Here is a 26,714-nt window from a genome sequence, read left to right as displayed (position 1 = left end):
TCTCAGCAATCATGCTTATTCTATATAGCAATTGGGAGTAAATACTTTCATCATGTGCCGTTTACTTGCCTATCTCGGTTCGCCTGTTTCTTTGGAGCATCTTTTGTATAAACCAGAACATTCATTAATTGTCCAAAGTTACCAACCCCGCGAAATGAATTCTGGAGTAGTGAATGCAGATGGTTTTGGTATGGGTTGGTATCATACTCAAAAAGATACTGCTCCTTATATTTACAAAAATACATTGCCGATTTGGAATGATATCAACTTACCTCATCTGAGCCGATATGTTGAATCAAATTGTGTCTTGGCTTATGTACGCAGCGCTACAGCAGGGCAAGCCCTAGATTTTGCTAATTGCCAGCCATTTAATCACGAAAATTGGCTATTTTTACACAACGGATTTATTGAAAATTTTCGGCAAACATTACACCGCAAAATCCGCAGCACTTTAGCGCCTGATTTTTACAACAAAATTTATGGCAGCACTGATTCTGAACATTTGTTTGCGTTTTTACTGTCTCAGAGTCAAATTCACAAACATCGTCCGCCTGAATATGCTTTACGCGCCACTTTATTAACTATTTCAGAGATGGCCAAACGCCATCAAGTCAAGGTTTTAGCAAACATCGTGTTGAGTGACGGAAAACGCTTGATAGCTTCCCGTTTTGCTATTGGTTCACCAAATCCATCTTTGTATTGGATACGGGATGATCTCAATTTTCCGAACTCTGTAATTATTGCTTCGGAACCTTTATTTCCTGGCAATTGGAATCCTTGCCCAGAAAACAGCATTATTAGTGTGGGAGAAGACTGTGATATCAAAATTGACCAGCTATAGCAAAAAAGAGGCTATTTATCATGCCTTAAATGAATGTCGTCAGAAAACTTTAATGTTGTTTGATGAGCTAGACGAAGCTACATTTCGTACTCAGTATCATCCTGATTTTAGCCCTATTGGCTGGCATTTGGGACATATCGCTTACACTGAGTCTTTATGGTTGCTAGAACACAGTGCAGGTGTACGATGTTTATTTCCACAATACCGCAAGTTGTTTGCAGCTGATGGTTTACCTAAATCAGAACGTGTCAAATTACCAAATTTAGCTCAAATCAGTGATTACTTGCAGACAGTTCGAGTCAAAGTGCTGGAATATCTAGAAGTAGCTGATATTGAACCGCAAGAACGTCTCTGGCGGTTTTTAATTCAACACGAAAGTCAACACTGTGAAATTCTCAGCTATGTGTTGGAAATGGCAAAGAGTCAACAGTCAATGGTCAATAGTCAACAGTCAAAATTAATAACTTTTGACTCTGGACTTTGGACTTTTGACTTTGCGAAGCAAGCAGAGATGGTGATGATTCCGGCTGGGGAGTTTGAGCAGGGAAACAATTCTATTGATGCGTTGGATAATGAAAGCCTGAGCTACCGCGTATATTTGGATACTTATTGGATTGACCGTTATCCGGTGACTTGTGGACAATATCGGCAATTTATGGGGGCAGGAGGCTATGAAAACCCACAGTTATGGTCGGAAGCTGGGTGGCAATGGCTACAAACAGAGAAGGTGAGACAACCACTTTATTGGTATAGCGATCGCAGTTATGATGATCATCCAGTATGTGGTGTCAGTTGGTACGAAGCTGAGGCTTACTCGCGGTTTGTTGGGAAGCGTTTACCCACAGAAGCTGAATGGGAAAAAGCCGCTAGTTGGGATGCTCAAGCTAACCGTCGTCGCACCTATCCTTGGGGTGAAGAAATGCCCACAGCTGAATATTGTAATTGCGATCGCCTCCTAGGTCAGACAACCCCAGTTAATAGTTACCCCGCCGGAAAAAGTGCCTATGGTTTATTCGATACTCTCGGCAATGTTTGGGAATGGACAGCTTCTTGGTTTGCGCCTTATCAAGGTTTCCAAAGTTACCCTTATGTCGGTTACTCTCAAGTTTATTTTGACAACAAACACCGCGTCCTAAAAGGTGGTAGTTGGTCTACTCGTCCTTGGGTACTACGTTCTAGTTTTCGTAATTGGTACTATCCGAGTGTACGTCAAATCTTTGCTGGGTTCCGCTGTGCTGCCAATTCTGATTAAGCAAAACTTAGTGCTGTTTTAATGAAAAAAGCAGCAAATATAGTGTTCAATCTAGATTAATCTGGCTCAGGCGTGATGTTAGCAGCTATGGCTGTGTGTTTCACTGGCTAGAGGAAAGTTTGTGTTTACAAGCCATCTACTACAACTCTGCGGAGGATAAATGACAATATCTAAAGCTGTTAACGGCAAAGTTACTTCCCAAAATAGCATTGAAGAACGTTTGCAGATACAGCGTTTGGTAGAAGCAACACGAGTAGTTACATCAACTGCGGGGAGTGATGTAGTTAAAGGTTTAACTCAAAACCCCAAATCTTTACCCCCATATTACTTTTATGATGACCAAGGATCTGAGCTATTTGAACAAATCTGTGAGTTGCCAGAATATTACTTAACTCGCACAGAAACGACAATCCTACAACAATATGCAGGTGAAATTGCCAAAATCACAGGTGCTTGTGAATTAGTGGAACTTGGTAGCGGTAGTTCTACAAAAACTCGGATTTTGCTAGATGCTTACCAAGAGTTGGGATATCTTCAGCGCTATTTGCCAATAGATGTGAGTGCAGGAATGTTGGAAAATAGCGCTAGAAAGTTACTAACAGACTATCCCTCACTACAAGTTTACGCACTGGCTGGAACTTATGAAATGGCTCTAGCACAACTGCCATCAAAGCAGTCACCAAGTAGGATGATTGGTTTTATTGGTAGTTCTTTGGGAAATCTCAAGCCTGAAGAGTGTGATGTTTTCTTTTCTCAAATTACCAATGCGCTGCAAGTAGGTGAGTACTTCTTGCTAGGGATAGATTTACAAAAGCCAAAAGAAATTTTGGAACCTGCTTATAACGATCGCCAAGGTGTGACAGCAGCGTTTAATATTAATATGCTAGAGCATTTAAATCGTAGATTTGAAGGCAATTTTGATACGACGCAGTTTGAACACTGGGCGTTTTATAATGAATCTGCACATCAAATTGAAATGCATTTGCGAAGTATGCGATCGCAAACTGTGCAATTAAAATCCCTCAACCTCACTGTTAATTTTGCACCAGGCGAAACTATTCTGACAGAAATTTCTCGCAAATTTAACCTGAAAAACATTCAGCAACAACTCAAAACACGGGGTTTAGTTCCTATACAAACATGGACTGACTCAAATCAATGGTTTGGTTTGTTGTTGTGTCAGTTGCAGTATTGACATGAAACTCTCTGGTAAGGGCGCATAGCTATAGCAGTCGAAGCATAGATAATGACAAAGACTAATGATCAAACATGGACACTGAGCGACTTTAAAGCCTGTTCCCTGCTATATCTATGCTTCCTTACCAAAAACCTTGACGTAGCAAATTGTGAGTCCGTAAGTCGAATATTAAACAAGAGTTGATAATTGTTTTTTAAAATAAGCTTGATAAAGCTTGCAACGGGGTAGAATGCGATCGCCATCAAAGCAAATTAATCCTAAGCTTTCGAGATTATAAGCATCAACAGGATCAATTAAAATACCTTGTTTTGCTCTGACAAGCTCCGTATATATTTTGAGCAGATGAGAATTGCTTTGTAATTTTACCCAGTGTCGCCATAGGTGATGGCGATATATACCACCATTGGCGATCGCTTCTTGAATCAAATCGTGTAAAGTAATGGTGCGAGAGACAATATGAAATAAAGCTAGTTGAATCAAAGCTGGATGTCCACCGACAAGAGACATCAATTGAGCAGATTCGTGACCAGAACTCCAGTCTAATTCGTATCTACTGGCTAAATCTTCTACTTGCTGCTGCGTAAATTCGCCCAGACGAATAGGTAGTCCGATATTAAATGGTGAACGATTAATATCTAAAGAAATATATTGCTCTGTGGAATAAACTACTACTAACCTCAGCTTTTGCCAGCTGTTATTTTGTCGTGCTTCTTCACACCAAGAACGCAATAATGCAAAAAATTCCTGAGCAATGTGTGGGTAGTTAAAAAAGCGATCAACATCGCTCAACACCAACACTATGGGATTATCACTCTGTTTGAGAATATATTTTTGCAAGTAGAAGCTACAACTTAACTTATAACCAACCTCATCATCCCATTGCTCATCCAGGTTGGGTTCAATTTCTAACTGTTGGGCAATTTGCCAACAAAGACAACGCAAAAGTTTATTTAAATCAGTCAAATAATGGTCATCAACTTGATAGCAATTTATATTAACAGTGCGATATCTTTGTGTATTTGCATAGGCTAAAAGACGCAGCACTAAAGAAGTTTTCCCCATCTGTCTGGGAGAGCGAATCCGAATTACGCAGCCTGGTCGGGTAATTTCTCGATAAACTAATTCTTCTATTGGAGGACGCTCAATATATAAGGGAGAATCTAGAGCTACAGGCCCATCTGGATATGACCAACGGTGTTCGACTTCGTAGTTAGAGAATTGCGCAAAATTTTCTTCCTGTGTATATGAATTCCTGGAGAAAAATTCTAATATTTCGCTTTCATTGTCTCCACTCGAAACTATAAAATCTTCTTCCTGTAATTTGAGATTAAAGGCACTAAAGCACAATTTGAGAGTTTTTTGATCTACGCCTTTACTCAAAGACCACAATCGGCTCAAAGTTTTGGTAGAAATACTGATTTGTGTGCTAAGTTCCTGTAAAGTTAAGCGTTCGCCTTTGTTTCTGGCAACTTCCCAAGATAGAATCGCTTCTTGTAAACGTTGTAACCCTGCGGGAGTTAGTACAACGCCTCTTCTTCTCTTGCTCTTAGTTTGTTTTACTTGCATAGGCTGTGTTCCAACAACTTTTTGTGGACACAAAATCTACTTTGTAGAGTCTGATTATCCAACTGCTCTAAGAATTTAAACAGTGTAAAGCACGGAAAATTTCTTGTTTTAACAGCAGTCGAAACCTCCCCCAATTTTAGAGTATAAAAAATACTAAACTTTATTCCGTGTACTTAATAAATTTACTCATAAACATAGGGAACAGACAATATATTTACTAACAATTCCTTAACGGATTGCTATGTCTGCAAATGAAATTTGTTGCAAAATAAGCTAAAAAGCTTATATTCAGAGAAAATTTGTATTTCAGTCTATTAAAATTCCTAAAATACCTTAAAATCTGAACTTTCAGCTATTTTAAGCTTTATTATGCCCCAAATTTGTTATTTTAAGTTTGTTTTCTGACATTCTACTGTACTTTAAACACTTATGTAATATTTTAAACTTTTCATGAAATTGCCCATGTAAACTATTTACTTTTGTAATAGATTAACCATCTCAACTTACAACATATTAACATCATACTAGATGCAGTAAGTAAATACACCAGATTTTACTCCTGATTAATGGTGCGATCGCTCTTCATCCGTTTGGGTATAACAAAAGACAGCCTTGATAAAACAAGTGCTACTACCAAAAATGATGCTCCTACAAGGCTAAGGAGGTAGTTGCTCATGGTGGTTTATTTGTAAACAGCAAGATCCCCGACTTCTTTCACAAGTCAGGGATCTGAAGTGCAATAGGGAATTTAAAATACGGTAAATCTATCACTGAATCGGATTTGACTAAACGCAGGCTACCACAGAAATTCCAGCAAAATCAAGTCTCATAGCATCAAATATGAGTCCTCTATAAACAGTACGTATATTGAAAGTTACAGCTACTTGATTGTCGATATATAATTAGTAGTTGAGCGATCGCTAAAAAAAGTAGCTTTAGTTACACAAATGTAACCGTAGGTGTCCTACTATTCTGTCTTGGATCACACTCTATCGCAAGCACAAATCAGAGCTTGGCAAGATGTACTTATATTTTCCGGGTATTGCATAAATTAACAGAAAATGTAAGTAACGTAAAATTAAAATTAAATACTTACTTACATGTTACTGAAACAACCCAAAACAATCCTAACTTATATTATGCAATTTAATTGTAGCCAATAGCCTATGTTCAAAATAAACTAACTGCTTATATCTACTCAAATACAAATAATAATTCAGCAGAATTGAATAAAAATTACCGCAGAGTCAGTTTAATTTTGTTTACAGCTATGTGAGTATACGGATGAATAATTTTAATGTCAAAAATAAATTTATAAATACTGGTTAACAGCTAGTAAAATATGAATAAGTAACGACTAATTATTGATCCCTACTATTTTAAATTAAAAAAAATTCAGCTTCTCAGTAAGTTATTGATTATCAAATTCTCGTTTAGGAAAAGCCACTGAAAAATGATTGTTCAGCAATTTTTGAGGGAAAATCCAAATAATTGCGTTTTCCGGAGGCTGTTGCAATGAGGCAAAATTTAAATATTAGAAGTGTTGCCAGCATTGTAGAACTCTAATCAATTAGCTTCAATAAAATCAAAAAAACTTACACTGAGAACAGAAATTAACGCATGAACCCCTCTTCTTCGTTCAGAGTTCAGGGAGAACTGAAAATTAGCAGTCAAAAACAATCTAGTACTTTAGAAGCAATCATTATTAAACTGTTGAACATAGTTGCAGGGGATACAAATCTAGCATCAGAATTTAGACAGTTTTGGACAATTCGCGAGTTTCAACTAGGTGATAATTTAACTCAATACACTGACAATATAGTTGCTGAATCTAAAAGTAATTTTTTTTACTTAGTTTGTCAAGGACGAGTACGTTTGCTAAGTTTTGATGCAACTCTTGGACGGGAAGTTTCTACACAGTTGTTATTAGCAGAGCAGACCTTTGGCGCAGATGATTTATTTTACGATCGCCCCTTATCATACCGTGCGATTGGTGCTAGTCCGGGATTTGTAGCCCAAATCACGATTGCGGATTTACAACTATGGTTACAGCGCTTACCTAATTTAGAAAAGCACCTGCAAAAATTAGCCTTTGAGCGCCAAGCACTGATCTTCTTTAAAAGTTATACCGAATTGCGATCGCTCAACAGTGCAACTCTCCGGCAATTCTTACCTTATATAATTACTACTAAAATTTCTGCGGGTTCAGCTTTAACCACAGCCACACCAGCAACTGCGGGACGTTTTTGGTTGGCGACTGGAACCACTACCTCATTATTACTGGGAGATAGTTGGGGATATCCTGAAGTTGCTTCCCCAGATACAATTGCTGAAACAGACTTGTTAGTTTACCATTTACCTATTGAACAGTGGGAATCAGCCCAAGCATTCGCACCGCAACTATTTACCAGTAAAGATACACAACAGGAAATAGCTGTTGTTAGTAGTTCAGAAATAACCCAAATTCCGCTTCCCAAGCTCAACTACTCCCAACCAGAAATTTCCCCAGAACCAGAGATTGATGTAGTACCACAACTCAATCAACCTCAGCCAAAAGCTAAGCCACGACGAAGATATCCCTTCATTCCCCAACAAAGTTCATCAGATTGTGGTGCAGCTTGTTTAGCAATGATTAGCCAGTATTGGGGTAAACGCTTTAGCCTCAATACTTTGCGGAACTTAGCAGAAGTAGACCGTACAGGTGCATCTTTAGCAGGTTTAGCCACCGCCGCCCAAACCTTGGGGTACGAAGCGCTACAGGTAAGGGCGAGTTTAACTAAGTTGGAATCACAAACTAGTCCTTGGATTGCCCATTGGCAAGGTAATCATTATATTGTGGTTTGGCAAATCAAAGGCGATCGCATTTTAATTGCTAATCCGGCGATCGGTCAAAAATGGCTGTCGCGCTCAGATTTTGAAGCTAATTGGACAGGATACGCGCTTTTATTAGACCCAACGGCAAATTTTCACACCCTCCAAAGCGAGAAACTTTCCTTAAGTCGTTATTGGCAGACATTACAACCTTACCGCCAACTCATTCAACACATTATTCTTGTCTCACTAGTTGTACAAGTATTTGGGTTGGCGACTCCCCTACTTACCCAAGCTGTTCTCGACCAAATCATACTGCTGAAAAATTTTTCGACTTTGAATGCTTTTGCACTCGGCTTTTTGTGCTTGGGTGTGTGGCGTATTGTCTTAACAGCACAACGACAATATCTGCTCGACTATTTTGCTCATCGCATCGATACTAACTTAATTACTGGTTTCGTCCAACATACCTTGCAGCTACCATTGCAGTTTTTTACCTCCCGCCGAGTTGAAGACATTCTCAGTCGCATTCAAGAAAACCGCAAAATTCAACAATTCCTCACTCGTCGCGCTATCACTAGCACAGTCGATACTTTGATGATAGTTGTCTACCTGGGAGTGATGGCTTATTTCAACCTGCAACTGACATTGTTGGTATTGGGTGGAATTGTCCCCGTTGTGATTTTGACTCTGGGAGCAAGTTCTTTCCTCAAGCAAATATCGCGGGAAGTTTTACAAACATCAGCCAGCCAAAATTCCGCTCTAGTGGAAATCATTACTGGAATTGTGACAGTCAAAACCGCCGCAGCTGAACGCTCAGTGCAGACATATTGGCAAGAGCGTTTGATGAAAATGCTCAAGGCGCGGTTGCGAGGTCAGAAGTTAGCCAATGTCTTGCAAATGCTACGGAATTTAATTAGTCACGTTGCAACTACGGTTGTTTTGTGGAGTGGGTTGCAACTGGTTATCAGTGGGGATATGTCACTTGGTAAATTTGTGGCGTTCAATATGCTAATTAGTAATGTGACAAATCCCGTGTTGGCGTTGGTGGAGTTGTGGGATGAATTGCAAGCAGTACTAACAGCAGTGGAGCGAGTTAACGATGTATTAGATTCTCAGCCAGAAGAAAATTCCCAAAAACCTTTACAGGTAATGCCTGCAATTCGTGGTGAAGTGCGGTTTGAGAATGTGTTTTTCCGCTATCATCCTGATGACAAGCGCCATACTTTGCAAAATGTCTCTTTTCGGGTGAGACCGCGACAAACTATCGGCATTATTGGTCAAAGTGGTTGTGGTAAAAGCACTTTAGTAAATTTACTGGCTGGTTTACATCGTCCTAGTAGTGGGCGGATTTTAATTGATGGGATAGATATTAGTAGGGTGTCAACCCAATCTTTACGCAGTCAAATAGGTTTTGTTGCACAGGATAATGTTTTGTTTTCTGGCACGATTTTAGAAAATATCACCCTGCATAATCCAGATTTTAATTATGAACAGGCGATCGCTGCCGCCAAGTTAGCCGAAGCCCACAGTTTCATCCGCGAACTGCCTTTAGGATACAACACCCCAGTTGGGGAGCGAGGTTTGCGGCTTTCTGGTGGTCAGAGACAAAAAATTGCGATCGCGCGTGCATTGATTACCAACCCCAAAATCTTAATTCTAGATGAAGCTACTAGCGGTCTAGACCCTGAATCTGAGCGTTGTTTGTACCAAAAATTAGCTCGATTGAGTCAGTATCATACCACTTTTATCATCTCTCATCGTCTCTCTAGCGTGCGTCACGCTGACCACATCCTTGTTCTCGACCAAGGTATGTTAGTTGAGCAAGGCACTCATCAACAACTTATGGAAACAAATGGTCTTTATTACTGCCTAGCTAAACTGCAATTACAACTGTAATTTTGCTCATTTGAGTACAAACTTAGCAAGCTCAGATACCCGATTTCTTTAAGAAGTCGGGTATCTCTGTATTCCAGCATTCCGGATGAATTTTATATTTTGTTGAAAATATTTTCAACTGCGTAAACTAGATAAAATTACTTTGTTTTTTTTAATGCTATAGAAATTACTATATTTAGTGATTGTTTATTAGACAAGTTAATGGTAAATTTCTATATGAATTTGAACCAAATAATAGTTCCAAATGAACAATAAATGAGGGGTCAAACCCCCCACTGAACAACGAATTCGTGACAATACTAAAACTTGCATAATACAAATGGAGACATCAAAAAAAATCAGTAAATTTAACTGGTAAAATTTTAATTTAGCAGATGACATTTAGAGAAAAACGTAGTATAAATACTAAAGTAGCTATTAATGTTTTTCCTAAATAACCAACTTTTAACTTGTCAGTAACAGTGATAAATTTTTTACTAAATTTTGCTAGATGAACTCCGGCAAAATATTATACGATATCATTATCAGGGCAATAAATTAGACTAAAAATTTAGACCATTCAAAGAGGATAAAACTGCATCTACCAAGAGCCAAGCCAGACTTTTATAGTCAGTGAAATGATATGATGAAAGGTTGAAAAGTAACTGATTACTGGATGAAATACAGTCAACTTTCTGCTCCAAGGTCAAGCTCATGGAAATCATCATCAGAACGTATGCAGTTCTAACCTCAAAACAAGGAATGATATGGTTTTTACAGCAAAAATTTGTCCTTACTTACAGGTATAAACTAAAAAATAAATATATTTAAAAGGTAGTTGTTACAGCCGGCTACTGTGACAGCTATTAATCAAACATTGACTACTTGTAACACCTAATTTCCCAGACAATTACACCATGAATCACGATATGACTAGCATCAGTAACTTTAATAAAGGTATCAATCCTCAACAATTCGACCAAATAGTTGAAGCGATTCTAGCAGGCAAGTATTCATGGGCATGTGTGTTAATGCTACGCGTAGCTGGTTATAATCCATTACATTACATTCCCTATCGCACCTATAACAGATTGCTGAAAGAAAATTCTTCCACAAATAGAGTGCAGCCACAAGAGCGTGAAACTATCACAATTACTCAATCATCTGCTGATAAATCTGTAGCGGCTAACTGCTTAGGTACAATTAAAGACTTAACTTATCTTGAAGTAGTAGGTAAGCAAAAAACACAAATTCGGGGAGGGAATATGGAGCAATGGCTAACACAAGAAATTCAAGAATATCCACCTCTGAACTATGAATCAAATATCGATCACACTCAAGATTTTTGCTTAAAAGTTTGTGAAACTAATTAAATCTTCTATTGCATTCATAGATAGTTTGAGACGATTAAGTGCCTGATAGCCTATTATGCGATCGCAACTTTACAGCATGGTAGGTTATCGGTCACTAGTTACACTTAACAGATAAAAAAGAAAGTAGAGCTTTTATGTAAAGCAAATGAATTGATTTCTTGATTTATATAAATTTCTGTAACAGAATCGCATTAATTATACTTATTCTAATTAACTTACCCGCCTTTAAGCAAACCTCTAAAGGTGGGTTTTGTTTCACTATACCTAGACTTCTAGCGCCTACAGAAGAATAGAGAGCCTGAAACTGAGAATTGGTATAAATAGTCAAAGTAAGGATAAAATTTAATTGTAAAATGTGCCAAAATGGCAAATTTAAACTATTAAAATCAATTAAATTATACATAGAGGTGATGAACCAACACATTCATCAACAATGATAAAATCATTGAATATCTGACTATGAAATACATTTAACTGATTGTTTTTGCTGAAGCAATCAGTATACCAAAGAGTACATAACTCTGAAATCAAGACAGACAATCTAACTGTTGCTATTGGTGGTTCTGTTTTCGAGGAAGCCTGAGCAAATAAAAGTTAGAGAGGTGGATTCCCCCAATTTTAACTTTAAATGCCCTCTATTCAGTTTCTCAATGGTGGGAGAAATTTGGTAGAGTCTTCCATACTTTTGTAGTACAGGAAATAGACAAAGTAACAGTTAGCAATTGTTGTGGCTGATAGAGCATTTAGCTACTAGACTTTTGCTTTGATGCTCGTAATCCTAGTTCTACCAAACAGGATTATATCTGCTGTAATAAGATGTAATGGATACAGCTAACGCTGGAAGCTAAAAACTCAAATAGCTTCCAGTTTTTTATGTATCAAATCAAGCTAAAGTAACTTAGCACTACACAACTGAAGATAGTTGTGGAAACTTCGGAAGAACTATTAATACCAATGACTGACCTTGCCAAAATTTTTATTGAACCAGAAGAAGTTGTAAAATTCCTCAAAAAAGAAATGCGGTTGAAAGAAGTTTATCACAAAATTTTAATTAACCAAGTCATCTGGCAAGCCGCCGAAGCTAGAGGTATTACTATCACAGCTGAAGAAATTGAAGCGGAAGCAGAAAATCAGCGTCGAGAAAGACATTTGGAAAGAGCCGCAGATACACTGGAATGGTTAGCTGATCAATTAGTTACACCATCTGATTGGGAAAGAGGAATCTGCGATCGCCTATTATCGCACAAACTAGCACAAGTATTATTTGCTGATGAAGTAGAGAATTTTTTTACTCAAAATCACGCGGAATTTGATCAAGTTATTTTGTATCAAATCATAATTGACTCTGAAACTCTTGCACAAGAACTTTACTATCAAATTGAAGATGGTGAAATCAGTTTTTATCATGCAGCACAAATTTATGATATTGATATTCATCGTAGGCGGAAGTGTGGATATGAAGGTATAGTTTATCGTTTTGCACTTCAGCCAGATATAGCCACCGTTGTATTTAGAGCATCACCTCAACAGGTAATAGGCCCTTACAAAACTGAGCAAGGTTACCATCTTTTTTTTGTAGAAGAATTTTATCCTGCTGAATTAACACCTGAAAGATATCAGGAAATTCTCGATAAAATGTTTCAGCATTGGTTAAATACTGAACTACAATGTATGCTAAATACATGATTACTTAAGGAATCATCAAGTATATGTATCTTGGTGATATATAAGATTTTATCTAGCATATTTTCAACACTGAGTTATCTGTGGTTTTATTTCAATATCGGATGACTATTCAATATTTTGAAGAAACTCAGTAGACCTTTACTTTCTTGCTAGACAATAATTTTCATCCTAGAGATAGATAGTTATTACTTAGATATATTAAATACTTCTATTTTTTAGATGTACCTTTTGTCCCTGAATATTGATCATTTTATTTTAAACAAACTTAATTGTTAAAATTTGGTAAAGATGATATACTTTTTTTGTAAAGTTCACCTTTTTTTCATAAAACCTATTGACTATGTTTAGAAAAATTCTTAAAAGAATAACAGTTAGGCTAACTTAACAAAGTGAGGAACTGCCACTTTTTCGTAAAACTTCTCTTCCAGATGATTTTTAGATTGCTTGTACTCTGCTGCTGATAGGATAAAGAAATTTAAGGCGAGTGTGAAAAATAGATTTGTCCTCATACCTGACCTTAGTAGCTCTCAGTTCTAATCTGTAGAACAGCTATCAACCTCTCATTAAAAATCACACTCAACTTAATTTGATGAGCTTGAGGTTGAACTGTAAATCTAAATTGCAGAGTTCAGTAACATCCCCAAAATATAAGTCGCCAAAAGGCTCTAGCTTACTTTCCTATACTCATCAAGCAATTTTGTGAAACTCATACCAGCGTTACACCAAACTATAGGAAAGTCTGGCAAATTATTCAGTTTTACTATAGCAGTCGAATCCTAGATTAGGACAGTGTTGATCGCTCAAAGTCTGGAAAATACTAAATTTATACTCAGCACTTTGCTATAGTTCATAGTTTATTGCTTTTAGGTGTTTTACCAGAAACTGCTGTTTATCAAGGAAAACAACAGCTATGCTGGCTAAATATTTGGTCAGTTTTCATACTACTACTGCTCAATTATCTGCGCTCCCAAGGTGTGAGCGCTGTTTTTAACCCAATTTTTATTTCTGAGTAGAATAGTGCGACTAGAAATGTTTGTGATTGTATGATTCTAGGACAAACTATTAACACAGAATTCTAATTTGCAACAACAGAGGCAATATAAAACCCCCGATGATTTATAACTATCAGGGGGTAAACATTCAGCGTCGGACAAACATTAAAACTGGAGTCAGACTTCAAATTCAATAAGGGTTAACTGATTAAATCATCTCTCCATGATTGAAATATTCTGACTTCGTATCAAACACTCGATAATCAACAAAAACTGGTAGTAATTATGTCCAACTATTCCAATCAATATCAAGGTTTGGAAAATTACGATCCTCAAGATAGCAAATTTCTGACACCCTTTCAAAGAAAAGCTTTGTTGAAAAACTTGCACAGTAATTTACAACCAGAATATCTCCGGCGTATCGAAATTATGTTACTGGCAGATATGGGCAAATCTCAAACTCAAATATGTGAAATTGTTGGTTGTTCCCAAGAAATGGCACGCTACTGGATTGGCATAGCAGAAGCTGGTTTAGCACATAAATGGAATGAGCGACCAATAGGCAGACCAAAAATTGTCAACGCTCAATATATCGATAGATTGAAAGAATTAGTAAGTCATAGTCCTCGTGATTATGGCTATGCATTTAGTTATTGGACAGCCCAATGGTTAAGCAAACATTTAGCAAATGAATTGGGAATTTCTATTAGCGATCGCCACGTTAACCGCCTACTCAAACAAATGGGACTATCGACTAAACGTAAAAGTTCCACTCAACAAGAAACAGAAGAGACAAAAGACAACAACATTACCATTGGTGATTTAAAAACTCATAGCGAGCCGACTTTTCCTTGGTCATATAACTTAATGCAGACAAATCAATAAGTGAAGATCCCCCCAACCCCCCTTAAAAAGGGGGGGCTGATAAATCTCTTTTACCCCCTTAAAAAGGGGGTCGCGGTAGGCGGGGGGATCTTATTCGTATAGCCCCAATTGATGAAGGTGAAAAAATGCCATCAGGATTTTCTCAAGAACAGTTAGCGCCACAAATTACCCACGTCTTAGGCGAAGCACTATCAAGTCAAGATATGGAAAAATGCTTGGCAGGAGTGGAAATTATCGAACCACCTGTTGCCAAACAATTTTGGCAAGCAACAACAGCAACCCCAGGCATTTATATCATTCTCACAGGTAAAGTCAGACTACTGGATAGTGCGAATAACTTAATTAGCACCCTGACAACTGGGGGATCATTTGGCGAATTAACTTTGTTTCCCGAAGAAGAGTTTTGTGCTTACGTGGCGAGGGCTTCTGTCAACTTAAAACTATGTTATCTTTCGCAAGCATTGTTGCAGGAGATTATTCAGCTATATCCTAGTGTGGGCGATCGCTTGCAAAAACGCGCAGAACTATGGAATTTACTTTTATTATGCTGCCAAAGTGCGCCCATCACATTGAATGGCTCTGTAGAAGAGATGCTCAAGGCTTTATCGCTATTTCGCCGACACAGTTTAGACAGCGGCCCACCCCCAGCCAAATTATTTCAAGATACTAAACTCTGGTTATTACGTCGCGGTAAATTACTCCACGCTGACGGACGTATATTGACATCCGGGAACATTTATATATATCCCCAAGAAGGGAATTGGCAAGCTACACAACCAACTATTGTCTACAGCCTACACAATGCTGATTGGCAAACAGCCGTGGCATATTGGCCGCAGTTGGCAGATTTGGCGGGAGTAGGGAGTGGAGACTGGGGAAGTGGAGAGCAAGTCAGAAAGCAGAAGGCAGGAGGTAGGAGGGAAGAGTCTGTACCTAATCTGCCTGTACCTAATCCGCCATCTGTGCCGAAACAGAAGCCACGTAAAGCTTACTTTCCTAACCCGACAGTTAGGGCAAGTCATGTGTGGGGACGCTTAACTAAGCGATATCCATTTTTTGAACAACAAAGTGCCGCAGATTGTGGTGCAGCTTGCTTAGTGATGGTAAGTCGCTATTGGGGTAAGCGCTTAAGTATCAATCGACTGCGAGAGTTAGCTAACGTTAGTCGTGGTGGTGCTTCCTTAAGAGGTTTGACAGCCGCAGCAGAGAGTGTTGGTTTTGCGACTCGTCCAGTAAAAGCTAGTTTGGATAAATTAGCTCAACAAACGCTACCGGCGATCGCCCATTGGGAAGGTAAACATTACGTCGTTGTCTATGAAATTAGCAAAAAAAAGGTCATTATTGGTGATCCGGCTATTGGACAACGCACTCTGACAACAGGCGAATTCAAAGCCGGTTGGACTGGTTACGCTTTATTACTACAACCCACAACCTTACTCAAAGAAACTGAAGAAGAAAATATCCAATTCTGGCAGTTTTTTGATTTAGTTAAACCTCACTGGCAAGTGCTACTAGAGGTGTTCACGGCTTCGATATTCATTCAAGTATTTGGACTAGTTACACCTTTATTTACGCAACTACTTTTAGACCGAGTAATTGTCCAAGGTAGCACCCTCACCTTAAACGCTGTGGGTTTAGGGTTGTTGATTTTTGGGTTGTTCCGTGTGGCTATTAACGGACTGCGACAATATCTTTTAGATCACACAGCAAATCGCATCAGCTTGTCGCTATTGGTAGGTTTTATCAAACATACCTTCCGTTTGCCTCTGGCATTTTTTGAATCGCGTTATGTGGGTGATATTGTTTCTCGCGTTCAAGAAAATCAAAAAATTCAGCGCTTCCTCACTGGTGAAGCATTATCTATCACTTTAGATTTGCTGACAGTGTTTATTTATGTCGGGTTGATGTTTTGGTATAGCTCATCAATGGCTTTACTCAGCTTAACCATCGTCCCGCCGTTTGTATTGTTGGCGCTTGTAGCTACACCCTTTTTACGCCGAATTAGTCGTGAGGTGTTTAACGCCACAGCCAACGAAAATAGTTATCTGATTCAATCCTTAACGGGGATTCGTTCAATTCGCTCGATGGCCATTGAGCAAACAGTCCGTTGGCACTGGGAAGAACTGCTGAATAATTTAATTAAAAAGACATTTAGTGGGCAGATAGTAGGGAATCAACTACAAATTTTTAGTGCGACAATTGAAACAGTTGTGTCTACGGGGCTACTGTGGTTTGGGGCATGGTTGGTAATTCAAAATCAACTAACAATCGGACAACTTGTTGCTTTTAATATGCTTTTGGGCAACATTATTCGCCCCTTTCAACGGCTAGTTGTGCTGTGGAACCAAGTGCAAGAAGTGATGATTGCGACTGAGCGAATTAATGATGTTTTAGAAGCAGAACCAGAAGAAGATTTACAACATCAACCCCGGCAGATTTTACCAAGGTTGAGCGGAAATATCCGGTTTGAGAATGTCACCTTTCGCTATCATCCAGACAGCGATATTAATGTCTTAGAAAATCTGAGTTTTGAAATCAAACCTCAGCAAACTGTGGCTGTAGTAGGGCGGAGTGGTTCGGGCAAAACTACCTTATCTAAGTTGATTTTGGGGCTATATCCGCCGACAGATGGCAAAGTTTTAATTGACGCTCACGATGTGACTAGTATTTCTTTGCGATCGCTTCGTTCTCAAATTGGGGTTGTTGATCAAGACACGTTTTTATTCGGCGGTACAATCCGCGAAAATATCAGCATTGCTCACCCAGAAGCCACCTTAGAAGAAATTATCGAGGCGGCGCGTTTAGCCGGCGCAGATGACTTTATTAAACAGTTACCAATGGGTTACGAAACCCAAATTGGTGAAGGTGGAGGAATGTTATCTGGCGGACAGCGCCAACGTTTAGCGATCGCCCGTGCCTTATTGGGCAATCCGCGTTTATTATTATTAGATGAAGCCACCAGTCACCTCGACGCTGAATCTGAACGCATTATTCAAAATAACCTGACAACCATTCTCAAAGGACGCACAAGTTTAATCATTGCTCATCGCCTGTCCACCGTGCGTCACGCAGACTTAATTCTGGTATTAGATCGGGGGTTATTAGTCGAAAGTGGCACCCACGACGAATTAATTGCCAGAAAAGGTCATTATTTTTATCTCAACCAGCAACAACTGGCGCAAACAAATTGAGCATCTGGGAAATTTGCACATGAACAGTTAACGCTCAACAGTAAACTGTTGAATTACCTATGCCAAATTCTTATCCCAATTCTGCATCCTTACTGACTCAACCAAAGCAGGATGAACTTCGCCAGTTTGATGACTCTGATGTAGTTGTCGATCAGCCAATACAGGCAACCGAGATTAACGATTGGTATTACGGTACAGAAGAACTTCTAGATGCCTTACCCAAGCTCTGGACACGTTCAATGCTGTACTTGCTAGTCGCCTTTGCAGGTATTGTTATACCTTGGACAATGCTCACCAAAGTAGACGAGACAGGCTCCGCCAGAGGGCGTTTAGAACCTAAAGGTGCAACGCAAAAATTGGGCGTTCCGGTGACGGGTGCAGTCACAGCCGTCAACGTCCAAGAAGGCGCGACGGTGAAAGCGGGGCAGGTTTTAATGCAGCTAGACTCTGATGTGTTGCAAACAGACTTGCAACAAACACAAACGAAGCTAGAAGGGTTAGTCAGTCGGCTATCGCAGTTGGAACTACTGAAAAACCAATTAATGCTGGCGATTAACATTCAAGAACAGCAAAACCAAGCCCAAGCATTAGAAAAAGTTGCCCAAGTTAACCAAGCACAGCAAAATTTTGATGCCAAAGTCAGTAGTTATAACCTGCAAAAACTCGAAAAACTTGCTTTAGTAGAGCAGGCTAGGCAGAAAATTCGTTCCACACTGATTGACCAAAAATTAGCTTACAGTCGTTTCAATCGAGATTTAGCAGAAGTTGACCGCTATCGGCAACTTTTAGATCAAGGTGCGATCGCGCAAGTTAAAGTAGTGGAACTAGAAAAGACTGCCGAAGAAAGCCAACGCTTGCAAGAACAAGCCAACGCCGATGTCACTCAATCAGAATTAAGTTTAAAGGAGGAACTCAGCCGTTATCATTCCATCATGAATCAAGCCTGGGCAGATATTCAGCAAGCAAAACTACGTTTAGATGAGCAGCAAAGCAGCTATCAAGGCGTGGTGCAAGCAGGGAGACTAGCACTGCTGAAAAGCCAGGAACAACTCAAAGATATGCAGAACCAGATTACTAGTCTGCAATCAGAAATTGCCCAAACCAAGAGCCAAATTACCTCCTTCAAACTGCAACTACAGCAGCGAGTAGTGCGATCGCCAATAGATGGCACAATCTTTGAATTACCTGTGCAGAAACCAGGCCCTGTAGTCGAAGCCGGACAAATAGTTGCTCAAATTGCACCTAAGAATAGTGCTTTAATTTTGAAAGCCCAAATGCCTAGCCAAGAAAGTGGCTTCTTGAAAGTCGGTATGCCCGTCAAAGTCAAATTTGATGCTTATCCCTTCCAAGATTATGGAGTCATCCAAGGGCGCGTCAATTGGATTTCACCTAGCTCGAAAGTACAGACCAACGGCCAACAAGGACAAGCCACTATCGAAACCTATGAATTGGATATTGTCTTAGATCAACCTTATATCCAAGCTGGTGACAAACGAATTGTCTTGACACCAGGTCAAACCGCGAATGCAGAGGTAATTATTCGTCAGCGTCGCGTAATCGACTTTATCTTAGATCCATTCAAGAAATTGCAAAAAGGCGGGCTAGATCTGTAATTATTATTTCTACTTACTTTTGAAATAAAATCATGTATCTTGATTGTGAATAGGGCAGGCTTTTACAGCCTGTCCTAATTTCACATTTTTATTAGTTATTAGTCTAAAATATTTAATTTCTTAAACTGTTAACAAAAGCCTTTTGTCTAAGAAAAAAAACTTTATTATTAGCCGAAACTTCCACTAGATAGAGATAAGAAAACTCCTCTCTAGTAAACATATATAGATATGCAGTTAACTTCGATGCAGCCTGTAAAACACTAATCAGAATTAGTGGAGGAAATTGATGATGCCCAAGCTTTTAAATATTAATGTCGAAGACATTATTTATTACATAAAACTGTCTTGTCAAGTACCTAGTATATTAGATGCGATCGCCACTCAAAAAATTATTGCCGAGACAGTCGAAAAAGTCGGTATTACAGTGGAAGTAGAAGAACTACAACAAGCCGCAGATAGTATGCGTTTTGCCAACAATCTCTTGAGAGCAGAAGATACTTGGGCTTGGTTAGAAAAACATCTTCTTTCTCTAGATGATTTTGAAGAAATAGCGAAAGCAAACATCTTATCTGCTAAATTAGCAAATCATTTATTTGCTGAGAAAGTCGAACCCTATTTTTATGCTCGTCAATTTGAATATTATGGAGCAGCAACTTATGAAGTTGTCTTAGACGATGAAGACTTGGCTTTAGAGCTATTTTATGCTCTGCAAGAAGGCGAAATTAGTTTTCAAGAAGTTGCCCGCCAATACATCGAAAATCCTGAAATTCGCCGTGCTGGAGGTTATCAAGGCATCCGTCGCCGTGCAGACTTTAGACCAGAGATTGCCGCAGCCGTGTTTGCTGCCACTCCACCACAAATTCTTAAACCAATTGTGACCCCAAAAGGAGTACATATAATTGCTGTTGAAGAAATCATTAAACCGCAATTGGATGAGCAGTTACGTCTGCAAATTATGGGAGAATTTTTTACAACTTGGTTACAACAACAAGTTGCTAATTTAGAAATAGTAACAAAGCTACCAAATACTTCTAATTCTCCATCATCGCAAGATTTACTCAAACCTGCTTGATTATATTTGGTGAACAGCTAGAAACCGATTTTTAAAACTCAAGAAAGATGGTGAATAGGAGTATATACACCTCATTTACCTACAAAAAACCTTGTAGAGATGTTGCATTGCAGCATCTCTACATTTAACGCGAGTTCTATGATCCTCTCCCTCCCTATCTCCCTCTCCTGGCGAAGGACGAGCAACAACAAAATACGGTTTTTACTCCCCTCTCCTCGTAGGAGAGGGGTTAGGGGAGAGGTCAAAACTGCTCTGGTCAAACTCACATTACATTGAGTAATATACCGAAAAACAATTTATTTACTATCTATCCCTCTTTAATCACTCTTTCTAGAAAAAAATCTAAAGCCCCTATTTTTTAAGACTTTTATCAATTTCGGCGTAGGTTGGGTTGAAGAACGAAACCCAACATTCAAAAGTCTTGGCATTGTTGGGTTTCACTTCTTTCCGCCCAACCTACACTTATTTTTATTTTCCCAGACTGACAGAAGAGGACTATCGAGTGTGATAAAAATTCTTTGGAAAAAAGCCGAGAAAAAACCCCCTTTCCCCTGATTAAGGGTGGATAAAAGGGGTGTGGAAGGCGGTGAATGCTGTTAAATTTTAGTTATGGCGGTCAAATTTTTTGAAGCTTGACATACCCGGTAGATAGTTATCTTTCATTACTTGCGAATAAGTTTGCTCAGGTATGTATTCTGTAGGATTATAGCCAAGAAAACGCAGGAATAAAATACAAGCCCAAGCATACTTACCCAAGAGGATAGCTTTAATGATTTGGAAAAATTCTTCAGAATGGAGAGTGTACTGCGATACTTCTTTATTCATCGTTCTATCTCTTGTGTATGAAATCTAGCCTGTTTACTGATGAAGATAATTCAGCTTTGTCCAAGAGTAAGCGATTAGTGCAAACATTTACTTCATTCATCTAGGCATCACTATAAAGATAAAGGCACATAGATATCCTGGGACTTAGCATTTAAGTAAGGACGTTGTAATTCCACTTCAGATAGGGAAAATTGTTGGAGAATTGCAGCCATCCGATCTGCTGGCGTATTATTTCCTTGCTCCCAAGCATCAAGCAAGCCATTAGCAATAATTTGACAACGATGAGTACCAAAACTTTCTTGTTCCGCAAATCTGCGGTTAGGTTCTTCTGCGATCGCTAACCCCGGTGCCATAAACTTAGTAAATAAAGGAACTTCTGGCTGAAAATAAGATTGACATTCTGCATACACCCTTTCTAATACTGGGTGAACCGTCTCATAATCCTTTTTGTCAAAGTAAAACACTGCTGAATCGTAACGTTCGTATTCAGAAGGATTGTATAGTGCTTTAAATGAGAAGGGAATCTCTAGAAAGTTGAGTTGAGTAGTCAAGGTGTCCATAACTGCAACTGCACCTTCTGGAGTGACATTAAAGTAAACACGCACTAATTTTTCACGATTTGTCGCAGTTCCGGCATTGGCAACCGCCATGTAAAACCCGTTTTGTACCAAATTTTTAGGCATTTTAACTGCAACGTACTTACCCACAGTTGCGTGTTGGTTTTGTGGTAATAGATGACGACTCCGCTCAATGTGCAGAGTTAAACCATCCTTTTGTACTGCCAAAGTGTCATCTATGTCTTCTTTTACTACCTGCCAATTGTAATTCCAATAGCCTTCGCCTTTATTGCTTTCATGCAGGCGATCGTAAAAAGCCACATCTACACCCAGCAAAGTATTATTTTCTAAATTTTGATTTAAAACGACATTATTTGTCTCTGTATTGGCTGCGAGAGAATTTTTCAAAGAGCCATTGTAATAGATGCCATAGAGAAAACCTCGCAATTGCAGACTTAAGAATTTCTTTTGCAGAGCCGCAGGTAATTGTTGAAAGCGAGAAACCGCTGATTCTGGCAATTCCAAAGGTTTGTAATCTGGGTGCTGAATACAATAAGCAGACTTAATTTCAATTTTAGAAATAATGTCTTGTAGTGATGTATGCAACGACTCAGGAATCTCTGAAAGTTGAGTTACGAGGGAATCTAATATTTGCATAAAAACTGACCTGTAAAAATCAAGTGAAGACAAATGTAGAGAGTATGATGTGTGCAAGGAAGAAAAGTAAAAAATGCAAAATTCAAAATTTACAATTTTGCATTTTTTCGGCATATCACATGAGGTAAAGAAACAGTCAAACCCTGGATAGAAATGGGTATAAGGGAAAGAATTAACTTTTAATTGCGAGATAAGTTTGTTGGTAAAAGTTCTAAAGCTTCCACCCCAAAAATTGTTTTTATAGATGCTTGTGGATTACACAGCAAACTCTTGGCGACTTGGAGCATACAAATTCCGACATTACCAAAAGTTTTTTCATGCTGGAGTCCGGCTTGAATAGCTGTAATTAACGCTAAACCGCAAAATTGCACAACTCGCTGCAAGAAATCTGGATGATTCTCTAAGATTTCTGGAAAATGAGCTAAATAAGTTGACATCAGTGCTGCAATCGAAGGCTGAAGTAGTTCTAACGGTGTTGTAGCAAGACGCAATGACTCTTCAATTGCCATCGATTTACTAGTAGTCATACTATATAGCCAGAATTGCAGATAACTGGCGATGAGCATTCCTAAATCATGAGCCGGATCTCCCCAAGTACCACGTTCCCAGTCAATCAAGCGAACAATACTTTCACCTGAGAAAGAGTCATTTGCGATCGCTTCTTGCCAACTTAAAGATAAAAGGATATTGTTCAGTTTCAGGTCATTATGAGTTAGACAATAGCGAGTGTAAGAACGCCGCAAATCTGCGATCGCCTGTCCCAAACTATCGTAACGTTGATAAAGGGCAAAGAATTTTAATCCATCGCTAGGAACCATACCAAAAATTTCTGGGGTAATTCTATCTAACCCTAAATTGAGGTTGGGATTTTTGGGAATGGATACCTGCTCGTCGATGTTTTGGAAGAATTCCTGATAGTCTGGATGTTGAGTGGTGGCGCGATGAATTGATGCCAAAGTAGTTCCCAGTATCGTTGCAATCTCAGTGGGAAAGACATTCTCTCTCATGTAAAAATCTGCCAAATCCCGATAGTTACTGAGATAATTAAAAACAATTATGGAATTATCGGCATCAAAATGCACTGCTTCTGAACAAAACAAGCGAATATGATTGATATCGGGAAATTGTTGGAAAAACTGGTGAACTCTCCATTCTTCAAAAAATTCACCAGCAGCCTTTCCTTCTCGATTAAGAGGCTCTTGCTTAACTAGAAGTTGCCTACCATCAGGTAAACTAACTAACAAGTTAAAGTTTTTAGCTGGCTTTAGCTCAATCTTGCTTGATGACTGTTCTTCCTGAGTACAAAGTCCAAAAGATAGCAAGTAGTCGAGAACATTTTGAGAGCTTAATAAAAATGGCATAGTGTTAGAATTTTCTCAAGTTAGTTGAATTTTTGGTTGGTTAATCAGGTAATGATAAAAGGTAAGAATACAGAATACAGAAGTCAGCATTGATCAGAGTTGGATAACTAATACTTCTAAATTATTAAAATCTCTGTCTAGGAAGGGCTTGATTTATTAATCATTCTGCATTTTGACTTCTGTGTTCTTACCATTCACTTTGGTCAGGTAGATTTCTAAGTTGCTAGAACTTAGATCAGCAATTATAATTTTTGCCATTTCATTATTCCCAGAAAATCATGAAGCTGTTGTTAAATTGAACCTGATCAATTCATCGATTATTGCCATCAGGTTCAATAATTAACTACAAATTAGTTAGGTGAAGTCAGAGTAAGTTTAACGCTGGTGAATACAGCAGAAAGAATATTCATCTTATGCAGATGAGAGCAATTGATAGTGCTGAAATTACGTGTAAAGGTGGGAGGCTGTTAATAAGGAACAAGTGAGGTAGATGTATAAATAGTTGTTTCAAAAATTAAATAGGAGTCTGATATGATTGGCTCTCTGTGATTGTTTGAACCCTGAAGATGCTTTTTCTATCAAACCCAAGAGAGCTATCTTAGTAAGAAACTACACAGTTAGTAGTAGTTATTATTACTGAAATTTTTAGCTATGCTGTAGATATACTGAATAGCATAGATCCTAACGAAGCTTTCAATCAACTTACTAAATCCGTAAAAGTCGCTGGCGTAACTGCCTTCAGCACCATAAACAGCGATCGCATCAACATCGCTCAAGTCATTGAGAAAGCTTTCAGAATCATGAAATAATTGAGAGCCAGCAACATTTAGTTCCAAAAAAGTGATATTAGCCATAATTTCTTCCTCAAAGTGGTTATACTCAGGTTTTTGCAGGTAATGAAGCAAAATACAGCTTCATTGTTAATGTGCTGACTCATACCAATTCTCTGTGATGCTGCATTTTATCTCAGCCTCAAACTAGAGAAATACAGCCTACATACTTTATAACTATGCCTGATAGTGTTAAATGCAGGCTGATACAGTGCGTCTCTACAGAGAATTGGTATTTATTAGTGAACTATAAAGCTATTATTAGCCGAGGTAGCTGTTGGAGTGAGACTTGCTGAAAGACTTAGCTATGCTATAGATATGTTGAATAGCATAAACATCAACAAAGCTTTCAATCAACTTGTTGAATCCGGACAATCCGCTGACGTGGCTGCCATAGTAAGAACCATCAGCACCATGAACAGCGATCGCATCAACATCGCTCAAGTCATTGAGAAAGCTTTCGGAATCTTGGAACAACTGAGAACCAGCAGCTTTTAATTCAGCAAGAGTAATATTTGCCATGATTTTATCCTCAAAGACTTGCTTAGAATTGATAATTTGTTTGGGGAATTAAGCTATCTTTCGCATAATTATTCAGCGAAAGATAGCTGATTAATGAACTACAAAGCTATTAGTAGCCACCGTAGGTGCTGGAGTGAGACTTGCTGAAAGACTTAGCGATGCCATAGATATGCTGGATAGCATAAGCACCAACAAAGCCTTCAATCAACTTGTTGAATCCAGAAAAGTCGCTGGCGTGACCACCATAGTAAGAACCATCAGCACCATGAACAGTGATCGCATCAACATCGCTCAGGTCATTTAAGAAGCTTTCAGAATCTTGGAACAATTGAGAACCAGCAGCTTTTAATTCTGAAAGAGTGATATTTGCCATGATTTTATCCTCAAAGACTTGCTTAGAATTGATAATTTGTTTGGGAACTTAAGCTATCTTTCGCTGAATAATTATGCGAAAGATAGCTGACTAATAAACTACAAAGCTATAATTAGCCGTAGTAGTTGGAAGAGTGAGATTTGCTGAAGGATTTAGCAATGCCATAGATATGCTGAAGAGCATAAACATCAACAAAGCTTTCAATCAACTTGTTGAATCCGTAAAAGTCGCTAACGTGACCGCCATAGTAAGAACCATCAGCACCATTTGCAGCGATCGCATCAACATCGCTCAGGTCATTTAAGAAGCTTTCAGAATCTTGGAACAATTGAGAACCAGCAGCTTTTAATTCTGAAAGAGTGATATTTGCCATGATTTTATCCTCAAAGACTTGCTTAGAATTGATAATTTGTTTGGGAACTTAAGCTATCTTTCGCTGAATAATTATGCGAAAGATAGCTGACTAATAAACTACAAAGCTATAATTAGCCGTAGTAGTTGGAAGAGTGAGATTTGCTGAAGGATTTAGCAATGCCATAGATATGCTGAAGAGCATAAACATCAACAAAGCTTTCAATCAACTTGTTGAATCCGTAAAAGTCGCTAACGTGACCGCCATAGTAAGAACCATCAGCACCATTTGCAGCGATCGCATCAACATCGCTCAGGTCATTTAAGAAGCTTTCAGAATCTTGGAACAATTGAGAACCAGCAGCTTTTAATTCTGAAAGAGTGATATTTGCCATGATTTTATCCTCAAAGACTTGCTTAGAATTGATAATTTCTGTGGGGAGTTAAGCTATATTTCGCATAATTATTCAGCGAAATATAGCTGATTAATGAACTACAAAGCTATTAGTAGCCACCGTAGCTGTTGGAGTGAGACTTGCTGAAAGACTTAGCGATGCCATAGATATGCTGAAGAGCATAAACATCAACAAAGCTTTCAATCAACTTGTTGAATCCGTAAAAGTCGCTAACGTGACCGCCATAGTAAGAACCATTAGCACCATTTGCAGCGATCGCATCAACATCGCTCAAGTCATTTAAGAAGCTTTCAGAATCTTGGAACAATTGAGAACCAGCAGCTTTTAATTCTGAAAGAGTGATATTTGCCATGATTTACTCCTAATTCAATTGCTTGTCATCAAGTGCTTTTTGCAAGCAGTTAAGCTGTGTTTCGCTTTACTGTTAATGCAATTTTTATTTACCCAAACTGTAAAAATCAACC

General features: G+C 38.7%; 21 protein-coding genes. 10 read left to right on the top strand and 11 right to left on the bottom strand.

The features are described from left to right. Positions 1–52 precede the first annotated feature (52 nt). The 3 genes from egtC to egtD all read left to right on the top strand — a co-directional run bounded on the left by egtC (position 53) and on the right by egtD (position 3,288). Entirely contained in the window at positions 53–841 is a 789-nt protein-coding gene (gene egtC, locus ACMX3D_RS13290) for an ergothioneine biosynthesis protein EgtC (protein WP_482751868.1), read from the top strand. Then, positions 816–2,093 (top strand): ergothioneine biosynthesis protein EgtB, encoded by a 1,278-nt coding sequence (gene egtB / locus ACMX3D_RS13285; RefSeq protein WP_482751867.1) that lies wholly within the window; start codon positions 816–818, stop codon positions 2,091–2,093. The genes egtC and egtB overlap by 26 nt, the downstream gene beginning before the upstream one ends. 160 nt (positions 2,094–2,253) lie before the next feature. Continuing rightward, entirely contained in the window at positions 2,254–3,288 is a 1,035-nt protein-coding gene (gene egtD / locus ACMX3D_RS13280; RefSeq protein ID WP_482751866.1) for an L-histidine N(alpha)-methyltransferase, read from the top strand. Between the two features lie 171 nt (positions 3,289–3,459). Here the strand turns inward: egtD and ACMX3D_RS13275 are convergent, their stop codons facing one another. Further along, positions 3,460–4,857 (bottom strand): AAA-like domain-containing protein, encoded by a 1,398-nt coding sequence (locus ACMX3D_RS13275; protein ID WP_482751865.1) that lies wholly within the window; start codon positions 4,855–4,857, stop codon positions 3,460–3,462. Between the two features lie 553 nt (positions 4,858–5,410). Next, positions 5,411–5,533, bottom strand: coding sequence for a hypothetical protein (locus tag ACMX3D_RS13270; protein ID WP_482751864.1), 123 nt, complete (start codon positions 5,531–5,533; stop codon positions 5,411–5,413). Positions 5,534–6,477: 944 nt separating this feature from the next. On the opposite strand from ACMX3D_RS13270, the gene ACMX3D_RS13265 reads away from it, so the two are divergent. The 7 genes from ACMX3D_RS13265 (at position 6,478) to ACMX3D_RS13235 (ending at position 20,358) form a co-directional block, all read left to right on the top strand. After that, positions 6,478–9,567: a cysteine peptidase family C39 domain-containing protein gene (locus tag ACMX3D_RS13265; protein ID WP_482751863.1), complete on the top strand. Its 3,090-nt coding sequence runs from the start codon at positions 6,478–6,480 to the stop codon at positions 9,565–9,567. A gap of 896 nt (positions 9,568–10,463) precedes the next feature. Further along, positions 10,464–10,919, top strand: coding sequence for a HetP family heterocyst commitment protein (locus ACMX3D_RS13260; RefSeq protein ID WP_482751862.1), 456 nt, complete (start codon positions 10,464–10,466; stop codon positions 10,917–10,919). Positions 10,920–11,873: 954 nt separating this feature from the next. Further along, positions 11,874–12,605, top strand: coding sequence for a peptidylprolyl isomerase (locus tag ACMX3D_RS13255; RefSeq protein ID WP_482752337.1), 732 nt, complete (start codon positions 11,874–11,876; stop codon positions 12,603–12,605). A gap of 1,277 nt (positions 12,606–13,882) precedes the next feature. Further along, complete coding sequence (locus ACMX3D_RS13250; protein ID WP_482751861.1) at positions 13,883–14,482, top strand: helix-turn-helix domain-containing protein; 600 nt, start codon at positions 13,883–13,885, stop codon at positions 14,480–14,482. Between the two features lie 125 nt (positions 14,483–14,607). Next, complete coding sequence (locus ACMX3D_RS13245; protein WP_482751860.1) at positions 14,608–17,673, top strand: peptidase domain-containing ABC transporter; 3,066 nt, start codon at positions 14,608–14,610, stop codon at positions 17,671–17,673. A gap of 59 nt (positions 17,674–17,732) precedes the next feature. Further along, positions 17,733–19,286, top strand: coding sequence for a beta-barrel domain-containing protein (locus tag ACMX3D_RS13240; RefSeq protein WP_482751859.1), 1,554 nt, complete (start codon positions 17,733–17,735; stop codon positions 19,284–19,286). A 289-nt stretch (positions 19,287–19,575) separates the two neighbouring features. Beyond that, a complete protein-coding gene (locus ACMX3D_RS13235; protein ID WP_482752336.1) occupies positions 19,576–20,358 on the top strand; it encodes a peptidylprolyl isomerase in 783 nt (260 codons plus the stop codon). A 603-nt stretch (positions 20,359–20,961) separates the two neighbouring features. On the opposite strand, the gene ACMX3D_RS13230 is transcribed toward ACMX3D_RS13235, so the two are convergent. The 9 genes from ACMX3D_RS13230 to ACMX3D_RS13190 form a co-directional block, all read right to left on the bottom strand. Beyond that, positions 20,962–21,183: a HetP family heterocyst commitment protein gene (locus ACMX3D_RS13230; RefSeq protein ID WP_482751858.1), complete on the bottom strand. Its 222-nt coding sequence runs from the start codon at positions 21,181–21,183 to the stop codon at positions 20,962–20,964. 110 nt (positions 21,184–21,293) lie between these two features. Next, positions 21,294–22,397 carry a T3SS effector HopA1 family protein gene (locus tag ACMX3D_RS13225; protein ID WP_482751857.1) on the bottom strand — a complete coding sequence of 368 codons (1,104 nt, stop codon included), beginning with the start codon at positions 22,395–22,397 and terminating at the stop codon, positions 21,294–21,296. Between the two features lie 179 nt (positions 22,398–22,576). Continuing rightward, on the bottom strand, positions 22,577–23,758 hold the full coding sequence (locus tag ACMX3D_RS13220; protein WP_482751856.1) for a phosphotransferase family protein: 1,182 nt from the start codon (positions 23,756–23,758) through the stop codon (positions 22,577–22,579). A 617-nt stretch (positions 23,759–24,375) separates the two neighbouring features. Next, positions 24,376–24,612 (bottom strand): hypothetical protein, encoded by a 237-nt coding sequence (locus ACMX3D_RS13215; RefSeq protein ID WP_482751855.1) that lies wholly within the window; start codon positions 24,610–24,612, stop codon positions 24,376–24,378. Between the two features lie 237 nt (positions 24,613–24,849). Further along, entirely contained in the window at positions 24,850–25,110 is a 261-nt protein-coding gene (locus ACMX3D_RS13210; RefSeq protein ID WP_482751854.1) for a hypothetical protein, read from the bottom strand. Between the two features lie 109 nt (positions 25,111–25,219). After that, positions 25,220–25,483, bottom strand: coding sequence for a hypothetical protein (locus ACMX3D_RS13205; RefSeq protein ID WP_482751853.1), 264 nt, complete (start codon positions 25,481–25,483; stop codon positions 25,220–25,222). A gap of 112 nt (positions 25,484–25,595) precedes the next feature. Next, positions 25,596–25,856 (bottom strand): hypothetical protein, encoded by a 261-nt coding sequence (locus ACMX3D_RS13200; protein ID WP_482751852.1) that lies wholly within the window; start codon positions 25,854–25,856, stop codon positions 25,596–25,598. Between the two features lie 112 nt (positions 25,857–25,968). Continuing rightward, entirely contained in the window at positions 25,969–26,229 is a 261-nt protein-coding gene (locus ACMX3D_RS13195; RefSeq protein WP_482751852.1) for a hypothetical protein, read from the bottom strand. Between the two features lie 109 nt (positions 26,230–26,338). Then, a complete protein-coding gene (locus ACMX3D_RS13190; RefSeq protein WP_482751851.1) occupies positions 26,339–26,602 on the bottom strand; it encodes a hypothetical protein in 264 nt (87 codons plus the stop codon). Positions 26,603–26,714: the final 112 nt, after the last annotated feature.

The organism is Anabaena sp. TISTR 8404, from assembly GCF_056847745.1.
Note: the sequence above shows the minus strand (reverse complement) of the source record. Positions and strands in the feature narration are given on the sequence as shown.

Bases quoted from the DNA above. Each gene is read 5' to 3' on its own strand.
- egtC (WP_482751868.1), top strand. From the start codon at position 53: ATGTGCCGTTTACTTGCCTATCTCGGTTCGCCTGTTTCTTTGGAGCAT.
- egtD (WP_482751866.1), top strand. From the start codon at position 2,254: ATGACAATATCTAAAGCTGTTAACGGCAAAGTTACTTCCCAAAATAGC.
- ACMX3D_RS13275 (WP_482751865.1), bottom strand. From the start codon at position 4,857: ATGCAAGTAAAACAAACTAAGAGCAAGAGAAGAAGAGGCGTTGTACTA.
- ACMX3D_RS13270 (WP_482751864.1), bottom strand. From the start codon at position 5,533: ATGAGCAACTACCTCCTTAGCCTTGTAGGAGCATCATTTTTGGTAGTA.
- ACMX3D_RS13265 (WP_482751863.1), top strand. From the start codon at position 6,478: ATGAACCCCTCTTCTTCGTTCAGAGTTCAGGGAGAACTGAAAATTAGC.
- ACMX3D_RS13260 (WP_482751862.1), top strand. From the start codon at position 10,464: ATGAATCACGATATGACTAGCATCAGTAACTTTAATAAAGGTATCAAT.
- ACMX3D_RS13255 (WP_482752337.1), top strand. From the start codon at position 11,874: ATGACTGACCTTGCCAAAATTTTTATTGAACCAGAAGAAGTTGTAAAA.
- ACMX3D_RS13250 (WP_482751861.1), top strand. From the start codon at position 13,883: ATGTCCAACTATTCCAATCAATATCAAGGTTTGGAAAATTACGATCCT.
- ACMX3D_RS13245 (WP_482751860.1), top strand. From the start codon at position 14,608: ATGCCATCAGGATTTTCTCAAGAACAGTTAGCGCCACAAATTACCCAC.
- ACMX3D_RS13240 (WP_482751859.1), top strand. From the start codon at position 17,733: ATGCCAAATTCTTATCCCAATTCTGCATCCTTACTGACTCAACCAAAG.
- ACMX3D_RS13235 (WP_482752336.1), top strand. From the start codon at position 19,576: ATGCCCAAGCTTTTAAATATTAATGTCGAAGACATTATTTATTACATA.
- ACMX3D_RS13230 (WP_482751858.1), bottom strand. From the start codon at position 21,183: ATGAATAAAGAAGTATCGCAGTACACTCTCCATTCTGAAGAATTTTTC.
- ACMX3D_RS13225 (WP_482751857.1), bottom strand. From the start codon at position 22,397: ATGCAAATATTAGATTCCCTCGTAACTCAACTTTCAGAGATTCCTGAG.
- ACMX3D_RS13220 (WP_482751856.1), bottom strand. From the start codon at position 23,758: ATGCCATTTTTATTAAGCTCTCAAAATGTTCTCGACTACTTGCTATCT.
- ACMX3D_RS13215 (WP_482751855.1), bottom strand. From the start codon at position 24,612: ATGGCTAATATCACTTTTTTGGAACTAAATGTTGCTGGCTCTCAATTA.
- ACMX3D_RS13210 (WP_482751854.1), bottom strand. From the start codon at position 25,110: ATGGCAAATATTACTCTTGCTGAATTAAAAGCTGCTGGTTCTCAGTTG.
- ACMX3D_RS13205 (WP_482751853.1), bottom strand. From the start codon at position 25,483: ATGGCAAATATCACTCTTTCAGAATTAAAAGCTGCTGGTTCTCAATTG.
- ACMX3D_RS13200 (WP_482751852.1), bottom strand. From the start codon at position 25,856: ATGGCAAATATCACTCTTTCAGAATTAAAAGCTGCTGGTTCTCAATTG.
- ACMX3D_RS13195 (WP_482751852.1), bottom strand. From the start codon at position 26,229: ATGGCAAATATCACTCTTTCAGAATTAAAAGCTGCTGGTTCTCAATTG.
- ACMX3D_RS13190 (WP_482751851.1), bottom strand. From the start codon at position 26,602: ATGGCAAATATCACTCTTTCAGAATTAAAAGCTGCTGGTTCTCAATTG.